Below are 9120 nucleotides of genomic sequence, written 5' to 3' on the forward strand. Positions count from 1 at the left end.
GATCCGCTGCTGTGATTGTCCGTTTTCTGATGATTAAGGGTAGCATGATCATTGTATAGCAAAAAAGAAGCTCGGACGCCAGCAGAAAATAAAAAAAAGTGAAAATATTTTTTGCCTGGTAAATTTGCCTGGTAAATTTGCCTGAAAAATTGGGTTGAAATAAAAAATTGTGGGTTGAAAATCGTCGAGATTTTAGCCTGATAGACTTATTAAATTACCTCAGGCTGTAAAATTTGAGAATTTAAAGAATCTTATTGTTGAATTGCGCGGCCAAAGTGTTTTGCTCGACAGCGATGTTGCTGAGCTTTACAAGGTTGAGACAAAAAGAGTCAATGAGGCAGTAAAAAATAATTCTGATAAATTTCCGTATGATTATATGTTTGAGATCAGCGAAGAAGAGTTTGGTAATTTGCGGTCGAAATTTTCGACCGCAAAATTTGCAAAGACAAGGGTATTACCGAAGGCCTTCACTGAAAAGGGTTTGTATATGATTGCTACGATATTGAAGAGCAAACAGGCTACAGAAGCAACGTTTGCAATTATTGAAGCATTTTCAAAAATCAGACAACTATCAAGAAGTATTCAGGAGCTATCGATTGTTAAAGATAAAGCTGATCAGAAGGCATTAATGCAGAAAAGTGGAGAATTGATCGCCGAAATTTTTGATGATGCCTTGCAAATGAACGGTACGGAGACATCTATTGAACTGAATTTTGCTGTATTAAAGTTCAAGCACACGATAAAGAAGAAGAAAAAAATGAGAAATAACGAATAGATGACCACACAAGTAAATATGAGAAAAAAGCAGAATAATAGGCATGTCTTCCTATGAAACTGCATTTGAACTATATTGAAGTTGTCCGCTTGCAGATGATATCGGAATAGTATAAGATGTATTTGATATTCTTGAAAATACAATTTTGATTTTAACTTTTAATTGGTTACAGAGGTTACTGTATGAATAAACTGGAAATACTAAAAAAAGACCTTGATCTGTTGCCGCCTTCAATGTTGGTTGAGGTTGAGCATCTCGTAAAAAAACTGAAAAGGCAATATAAAACGACCGGGAAACCCGTAACCCTTCTTTCCGAGGTTGCTGCTTATGCCATAGAGGATGACCTCCCCGCCGACTTGGCGGAGCAACATGACCACTATCTTTACGGGGTATCTAAGATGTGATGCAGGCGATATTTCTTGATACGAGCTATCTTCTTGCGCTAATCAGAAAAAAGGATGCACGGCATGAAGATGCCCTTTCTGCGTCAGCAAACCATGCCGGTCCTTTTATAACGACTGATCTGGTGCTTGTCGAACTTGCCAATTGCCTTGCAAAGCCTCCTTATCGTGCAACCGCAGTGGCTGTTATTGAGAAGATACGATCAGACAGGAATACCAAGGTTGTTTCTTTTGATTCTGAAGACATGGAGAAAGCTCTCACTCTGTACAAGGGGCATTCTGATAAAGCCTGGGGGCTTGTGGACTGTTTTTCGTTTGTGGTAATGAAGGAGGAACGGCTGAAGGTAGCGTTATGTTTTGATGAGCATTTCAGGCAGGCAGGCTTTAAAGCGCCCCTGTTAGACCGATAGTTACATTTTATTTTTTGCGCCCTACGCTTGCCCCATAGCCACGGGATATAGAACCCCTTCTATTACCAATTTTCCCCAAAGCTTTATCGAAGTTTATTACAGTTGCCCTCTTGATGTATGCGAAGAAAGAGATGTTAAAGGTTTATATGCAAAAGCCCGTTCAGGAATTATAAAAAATTATACTGGTGTCGGTTCTTCCTATGAAGAACCTAAAAGCCCGGATATGGTAATCAATACCAATGAAATGGGAATAGAAGAAAGTGTGAGTGGTTTACTTGATTACTTGCTTATCGATAAAAAGATATTTTTGAATAAATAATAATATATGAAAAAAAGTGACATAATCATTTACACTCCTGAATCTTCGATACGAAACCCTGTAATTATGTTGTGTGATATGTTTCGGGATCTGTTTGCAGGGCGTGAACTTGCCATGCAGCTTGCTAAACGAGATATACGTGCTCAGTATAGGCAAACTGCATTAGGGTTTCTTTGGGCATTTATACTGCCTCTTGCTCACGCGCTTACCTGGATATTTCTGAGTGGATCAGGCATTATAAAAATAAGTGCAACCAATTTGTCCTATCCTGTATATGTGTTTACAGGAACAATTCTTTGGGCGATATTTATGGACTCAGTTAACGGACCTTTACAGCAGACCACTGCTGCAAAGCATATGCTGGCAAAAATTAATTTTCCAAAAGAAGCATTGGTGCTTTCAGGAATTTATCAAACTTTGTTTAACGGTGCGATTAAAATTCTTATGATGCTGATTGTTCTGCTTGTGGCAGGCATATATCCGGGATGGACATTGGTGTTGTTTCCGTTTGGAATAATATCCCTTATTATGGCTGGAACAGCTATAGGACTTATGCTGACACCGGTTGGAATGCTCTATACTGACATTGGAAAAGCTCTTCCTCTGCTTATGCAGTTTTTAATGTATCTTACCCCGGTTTTATTTCCAATGCCTAAAAGTGGTTGGGCGTTATATGTTTATAAAATAAATCCTGTTACACCATTGGTATTGACAGCTAGAGATTGGCTGACAGGATTTTCACCGGAGTATTTGGGATACTTTTTTCTAGTAAATGCAATCTCTATCATACTTCTATTAATAGTGTGGGTAAGCTATCGGGTTGCCATGCCCATTCTTATTGAACGGATGAGCGCGTGAAAGAAAAGGATGAAGGATGAGAGCTGAAGGATGAGGGCTGAGGGAGGAGGATGGAGAGGGCTGAAGATAAGAAGGAAATGTTACGGCAGAGGAAGCGATTTGCTTCCGTGTTGTCCGCTTTTATTGTGAGTTGCCGAAAAATCGAACGGAATGCCAGGTGATTGGAAAGCAAGTTCCTTAGATCAGGCACATCGGTTGCTGCGAACTATCGGGAGGCTTCAAGGGCAAGAAGGCGATGCTGAATTTGTTTCTAAAATCGAGTTATGCACTCAGGAGGCTGATGAAACTATATTATGGCTTGAGCTGCTTCGTGACGACTGCGGAATAACTTCCGAACGTATTGAATGGTTGCTTGATGAATCCAATCAACTGATTTCGATCTTTGTGACAATTTTAAAAAACGTGAAAAAGAAACGCAAACAATGAAAAACCACAACTTACCCTCCGACTCCTTCTCAGGTCTCAAGCCTCAGCCTTCAGATCTCAGCCCTCCGGAGTCTCAGGCCTCAAACCTCAGGTCTCATCCCTCAGATTTCAGCCTTCTCAAGTCTCATCCCTCAGATTTCAGCCCTCTGGAGTCTCAGGTTTCAGGTCTCACCCCTCATACCTCCAACGATGTGCTTGTACGAGTCGAAAATGTTTCCAAAAAATTCTGTCGAAGTCTGAAACGGTCTTTGTGGTACGGCATGAAGGATTTGGGAAGTGAGTTAATAGGCCGCTCACACAAAGAAAATGAAGGATTGCGGCAGGATGAATTCTGGGCGGTGAAGGATGTAAGCTTTGAACTCAAACGAGGTGAATGTTTAGGGCTGATCGGAAGAAATGGTGCGGGGAAGACCACATTGTTGCGAATGTTAAACGGTTTAATCAAGCCTGATAAAGGAAGAATTGAAATGCGGGGCCGGGTCGGCGCCTTAATAGCTCTTGGAGCCGGCTTTAATCCTATACTGACAGGGCGGGAGAATATTTATGTTAATGCGGCAGTACTAGGACTAAGCCAAAAAGAAATTAATTCAAAATTTGATGAAATTGTGGAATTTGCTGAACTTGGCGAGTTTATTGATACGCCGGTGCAAAGCTATAGTTCAGGAATGACTGTGAGATTAGGTTTTGCTGTTGCGATAACATTGGAGCCGGATGTCTTAATTTTAGATGAAGTGTTAGCTGTTGGGGACATGAAGTTTCAATCAAAATGTTTTCAACGTATGAAGGATATTATGCATGGTGGCGGGGCAATTCTGCTTGTTACCCATGCACTTGAGCAGGTAGCGTATTACTGTGATCGTGCCATACTGGTGAATAAAGGAAGGCTGCTCATTGATGGCGATACATCGGAAACTTTGAATCATTATATTAAAATACTCAAACATGAGTCCAGAGCAACAATTAATGACAAATCCAAGGAACTATGCGGCATAGGAGCTGCTGAAGAAAAATTTCAACTGTATCCTTTTTACAATCCATACGAGACCCGTTGGGGTGATCGAGATGCAACAATGACAGATGTCTGCTTAATTCAAAATGGTCAGAATTGCCTTGACAAACTATCTCCTGGTGTCGAAATCGAATTGATAATTACAGCATGCTTCCACACCGACATTCATAAGCCCATTTATGGTCTTTCTATAAAATCTCCTCAAGGCAATACAATATTTAATATAAACTCAAGGCAATTGCTCGGGCCTTCCGGTGTTCCCGGACAAAAGAAGGGCGATCGATTAAAAATACGTTTTACCTTTACCCCTTTTCTTGATGTTGGCGATTATTTGATTTCTTTGGGGATCGCTAGTGAAGCCGAATCTGGTATTCAGCCACATGACCGTCGTTATGACTCTATTAGGTTACGAATGGCATATCCTCTGTTATCAACTGGTGAGATGTTTTTGAATCCATCAATCTGTATCACTGCTTAGACTTTTATGAAACAAAACTATACATTTGAAAAAGACCTCCGAATATGGAAAAAGACTGCATCACCTTCTCTTTTTTATTCCGATGGGGATGAAATAGAAAATTATCTCCTTTCGGTACTTAGAAAAGCGAAAGATGTCTCCAGTTTATCTCCAGAAATAGTAACCGCCATCAAAGATTGGCCGAGCGAATATCATTTCAGCCCGGTCCGCCATAACCTGTTACGGCCCTTCAACTTTGGTTCGTCCCACCGCATTCTTGAACTTGGATGTGGGTGTGGAGCAATAACTCGGTATTTAGGCGAAACGGGAGCTAAAGTGATAGCTGTAGAAGGTAGTCAGCGACGCGCTGTGATTGCCGCAGAGCGTTGCCGCGATCTGCCCAATGTTTCCATATATTGTGACAACGTTGCCGAATTTGAAATACAAGAAAAATTTGATGTTGTCACTTTAATCGGCGTACTAGAATATGCCGGTTTATTCATTCCTGCGGACGATCCTGTTGGAGTATGCCTGCGGATTGCAGGATCTTTCATAGAGGAAGATGGCGTCCTTATTATCGCCATTGAAAACCAACTTGGGCTCAAATACTTTAATGGCTCCAGGGAAGATCATTTGGGAATTTCTTATTTTGGAATACAAGACCTTTATGATACAGACACTCCCATCACTTTCGGTAAAAGAGAACTGATGTATAGGTTAAAAGCAGCCGGTTTTGATAGTATGATCTTTTTTTATCCTTTTCCCGATTATAAACTTCCCAATATAATTATAAATGATAACGTATCTAAACACATAGAATTCCGTGTTGCTGATTTATTGTTCCGAACCGTCAGCAGAGACTATTCTGGAAATACACGCAGGGTTTTTAATGAGAATATGGCATGGCAACCCATTGCTCGTAATGGATTGCTGCCTGAATTAGCAAATTCGTTTCTATTAATAGCTCGCCAATCCAACTCCATTAATATACAACCTAACTGGCTTGCACGTCTCTATACAACAGAAAGATTGCCAAACTTTGCAACTGAAACCGTTTTACAATCAGATGGTGATACTATTATCGTCGAAAAGCGTACTTTATTCCATCAAACACCTGATAAATATAACCTTATAAACGGTTTTCATTTATACCATCAGCCCTCCCATCGTACATCTTATGTTTCCGGAAGACTTTATGTTGTAGAGTTACACTCAATTTTGGCACGCGGCGGAAATATAACCGATCTGGCTAATTGGGCGAGACCTTGGATAGAACTTCTTGAAGCAGAAGTCACACAAGGTCCTGACGGCAGAATGCTTCCTGGTATATGGCTTGACGGAGTTCCTTTCAACTTTATACGGGATATTTCAGGTAATCTTGTTTTAATTGATGAAGAATGGCAAACAGAAGAACCAATCCCTTTTGGCTGGGTACTGTCACGAGGGTTTATTTACACCCTTATGAGTTGTCCTGCTTCCTCAGGTTTTTTATGTTTGTCATTTAAGGAAGTTATTAACCGGGTACTTATTCTTTTAGGACATAAGCCATATACCGATACAGAATTCAGAACGACTGGTGTATTGGAGGATGCTCTTCAAAAAACCATTAATGGCCAACCTCCTGAGATTAGCTTTGCGCAGTTGATTGAAAGGCCTATTAATTTATGTGGAGTACCATTTACAATTAGTGAAGAGAATACTAATCTGCATAGGGAAATCAGCTTACTGCACGGAGAAATTGACCGTGTTAAATCGACAATTTCATGGCAAATAACCAAACCTTTTAGACTTCTTGCTTTTCTATTTCGCTGGTTGCTCAAAAGATGCCGAAGGAAAAATCAAGCATAGAAATGTTATAAAACTTTATTTTCAAAATTTAAAAAGTGCATTTATGTAGCTGCGAACCTTGATGGTCTTGTAAAAAGTTGGAAAATCAAAAAATGGCTTTGTAATATTTTGTAATTATTGAATGCTATTTTCAAAAAATTGCCATTTTTGGGCTTTTTACGGTTTCATTTCATCAATCTTGGAGCGATGGGAATATGGGGAGCTTCATTATAATGGAGAAAATTTAAATGTTGATAGCGAAACGGATTATCAATGAAGCCAACTATTATATTAAAGATCACGGTGGTGGATTAACTGGCTTTTCTCGTTTGGTAAAAATAGTTGCCCGTGCTTTTTTAAAATTTGGACCGAGGAGCCTTTGGAATGTAATTTGCGAATACTTATTTGGAATAGATCAAATTACTAATTCGGTCAACTCTGGTTTTACCAGCTCTTCACATATAAACGATAAACGATCTTTGGAATATCTTCGGCACGGTATTTCTGTTGATATTGTGATCTGTGTTCATAATGCAATTGATGATATTAGAAGTTGCCTAAGCTCGATTATCGAATTTACGGAACAGCCATACAAGATCATTTTGATCGATGATGGAAGTGAAGAATCTACAGCATCTTTTTTGCGTGAATTTTCTGTAGCTCATGAAGCGTTATTAATTCGAAATGATAAAGCGAAAAAATATACGCATGCAGCTAATCAAGGTTTAACAAACTCTAAAGGAGATTATGTTGTACTTATCAATAGTGATACAATTGTCACAGAGGGTTGGCTTGAGCATCTAATAATGTGTGCCGAATCTGATTCAAGCATAGGAATAGTCAGCCCATTGAGCAATACAGCTTCGTGGCAATCAATACCAAATTATGAAAGCAATGGCGATTGGGCAGAAAACCTATTGCCTAAAGATATTACCATCAATGATATGGGGAAATTGGTTGTGCGTTACTCTGGAAATATTTATCCACGCATGCCATTCTTAAATGGTTTTTGCTTGTTGATACGAAGAGTTGTTATCAATCAGATTGGATATTTTGATAAAGATTCTTTTCCTTATGGATACGGCGAGGAAAATGATTATTGCCTTAGAGCCAGAAATAAAGGTTGGACGCTTGCTCTTGCTGATAACACATATATATTCCATGCCCAATCAAAAAGTTATGGGCATAATATACGGCAAAAATTGAGTAAATCGAGCACTGATACACTTATCCGATTGCACGGCAAATCGACTATTACTGAAGGTATAGCTTATTGTCGTGAAAATCTTGTTTTGAATGGAATTAGGGCAAGATCAAAATATTATTGCGACCGGAATAATATAATCCAAGAAGGTTCTTGCTCTTTTTCTGGTTTGCGCATTTTATTCCTTCTCCCTATTAACACAATTACTGGTGGGGCAAATATAATTTTCCGAGAAGCGCAAGCATTGCAAGCAATGGGTGTGGAAGTAACCATAGCTAATCTCCGAAAGAATAGAGAGTCTTTCCAACTATATTATGGAGGTTCCAATATTCCTATTATTTATCTTTCTAGCCTTCGAGAAGTTAATGAATTAGGAAATAGATATGATGCGATTATTGCAACAACAAACTTTTCAGTATCATCACTTAAGGAAATTATCAATAAACGACCGGTATTGGGATATTATGTCCAAGATTTTGAGCCATATTTCTATAAAAAAGGTACACCTGAATATAAAATTGCTTTACAATCTTATACATTAATCGACCGCATAGTACTATTCACAAAGACGCCTTGGAATAGGAACAAAATTATGGAAGAAATAGGCAGAGATTCTTTTATAGTAGGTACTAGCTTTGATGTAGATTTGTTCATGCCACGACCTCGATTGAAGTCTGATGCAAAAATTCAACCTATTAAAATCTGTGCCATGGTTCGTCCATATAGTAAACACAGAGGACCACAGTTGACATTAGAAGTTTTAAGAAACATTTCTCGCAGATTTACCAATAAAACTGTTAAATTTATTATTTTTGGCGTTAAAGATTCGGATACAAAATTTAAAGAACTGCCTCAAGATTTTATTTTTGAAAACAAGGGGATTCTTAACCCAAAAGAAATGGCGTTCTTACTAAATGATTGTGATATTTTTACAGATTTTTCAGAGTATCAGGCTATGGGTTTAACGGCAATGGAAGCGATGGCCTGTGGCAATGCAGCGATTGTTCCCAAAACTGGCGGGGCACAAACATTTGCTAAAGATCTTCAAAACGCACTTGTTATTAATACTTGCTCGCATAAGGAATGCGAACAAGCTATAGAAAGGTTATTAATTGATCACCGATTGCGACGGCGATTACAAAAAAATGCTATCGAATCAATTTATCAATTTTATCCTGAATTATCTGCATTTAAAATATTAAAAGCGCTTTTTCCGTCAAAATCTGTCAAACAATATGAATTATAATACAATATTAGTTCCTAGAATAAAAGTTTTCAGTGACTTTATCAGATATTTTTAGTCCCTTAATTGTAAAGTTCTTGCAAAAATGGCAAAAGAATTTATTGGCAAGCGGTTCTGAGTCTTGCCAGTTCAGGGATTACGAACATCTCCCTGATCATTAAACCGGTAACGATAACGGCCTTGCCCAACTT

9 protein-coding genes are annotated in these 9120 nt (G+C 38.8%); all 9 read left to right on the forward strand.

Going from position 1 to position 9120, the window contains the following annotated elements:
- Positions 1 to 262 precede the first annotated feature (262 nt).
- Positions 263 to 775, forward strand: a complete 513-nt coding sequence (locus VXK47_RS04500; protein ID WP_435547577.1) for an ORF6N domain-containing protein — start codon at positions 263 to 265, stop codon at positions 773 to 775.
- A 182-nt stretch (positions 776 to 957) separates the two neighbouring features.
- A complete protein-coding gene (locus VXK47_RS04505) occupies positions 958 to 1179 on the forward strand; it encodes a hypothetical protein (RefSeq protein WP_435547578.1) in 222 nt (73 codons plus the stop codon).
- The gene (locus VXK47_RS04510) at positions 1179 to 1586 is read left to right on the forward strand and encodes a type II toxin-antitoxin system VapC family toxin (protein WP_435547579.1); all 408 of its coding nucleotides are present in this window, start codon (positions 1179 to 1181) and stop codon (positions 1584 to 1586) included. The genes VXK47_RS04505 and VXK47_RS04510 overlap by 1 nt, the downstream gene beginning before the upstream one ends.
- Positions 1587 to 1671: 85 nt before the next feature.
- The gene (locus VXK47_RS04515; protein WP_435547585.1) at positions 1672 to 1905 is read left to right on the forward strand and encodes an adenylyl-sulfate kinase; all 234 of its coding nucleotides are present in this window, start codon (positions 1672 to 1674) and stop codon (positions 1903 to 1905) included.
- 6 nt (positions 1906 to 1911) lie between these two features.
- The gene (locus tag VXK47_RS04520; RefSeq protein ID WP_435547580.1) at positions 1912 to 2763 is read left to right on the forward strand and encodes an ABC transporter permease; all 852 of its coding nucleotides are present in this window, start codon (positions 1912 to 1914) and stop codon (positions 2761 to 2763) included.
- 150 nt (positions 2764 to 2913) lie between these two features.
- A complete protein-coding gene (locus VXK47_RS04525) occupies positions 2914 to 3189 on the forward strand; it encodes a four helix bundle protein (protein WP_435547581.1) in 276 nt (91 codons plus the stop codon).
- Complete coding sequence (locus VXK47_RS04530; protein WP_435547582.1) at positions 3186 to 4676, forward strand: ABC transporter ATP-binding protein; 1491 nt, start codon at positions 3186 to 3188, stop codon at positions 4674 to 4676. The genes VXK47_RS04525 and VXK47_RS04530 overlap by 4 nt, the downstream gene beginning before the upstream one ends.
- A 6-nt stretch (positions 4677 to 4682) precedes the next feature.
- Positions 4683 to 6503 (forward strand): class I SAM-dependent methyltransferase, encoded by a 1821-nt coding sequence (locus VXK47_RS04535; RefSeq protein ID WP_435547583.1) that lies wholly within the window; start codon positions 4683 to 4685, stop codon positions 6501 to 6503.
- Between the two features lie 227 nt (positions 6504 to 6730).
- A complete protein-coding gene (locus VXK47_RS04540; RefSeq protein WP_435547584.1) occupies positions 6731 to 8932 on the forward strand; it encodes a glycosyltransferase in 2202 nt (733 codons plus the stop codon).
- The last annotated feature ends 188 nt before the right edge of the window (positions 8933 to 9120 follow it).

It is taken from the genome of Desulfobacterium sp. N47, assembly GCF_051233685.1.
Taxonomy (GTDB): Bacteria; Desulfobacterota; Desulfobacteria; order Desulfobacterales; family RPRI01; genus RPRI01.

Bases quoted from the DNA above. Each gene is read 5' to 3' on its own strand.
- VXK47_RS04540 (WP_435547584.1), top strand. From the start codon at position 6,731: ATGTTGATAGCGAAACGGATTATCAATGAAGCCAACTATTATATTAAA.
- VXK47_RS04505 (WP_435547578.1), top strand. From the start codon at position 958: ATGAATAAACTGGAAATACTAAAAAAAGACCTTGATCTGTTGCCGCCT.
- VXK47_RS04510 (WP_435547579.1), top strand. From the start codon at position 1,179: ATGCAGGCGATATTTCTTGATACGAGCTATCTTCTTGCGCTAATCAGA.
- VXK47_RS04525 (WP_435547581.1), top strand. From the start codon at position 2,914: ATGCCAGGTGATTGGAAAGCAAGTTCCTTAGATCAGGCACATCGGTTG.
- VXK47_RS04535 (WP_435547583.1), top strand. From the start codon at position 4,683: ATGAAACAAAACTATACATTTGAAAAAGACCTCCGAATATGGAAAAAG.
- VXK47_RS04530 (WP_435547582.1), top strand. From the start codon at position 3,186: ATGAAAAACCACAACTTACCCTCCGACTCCTTCTCAGGTCTCAAGCCT.
- VXK47_RS04520 (WP_435547580.1), top strand. From the start codon at position 1,912: ATGAAAAAAAGTGACATAATCATTTACACTCCTGAATCTTCGATACGA.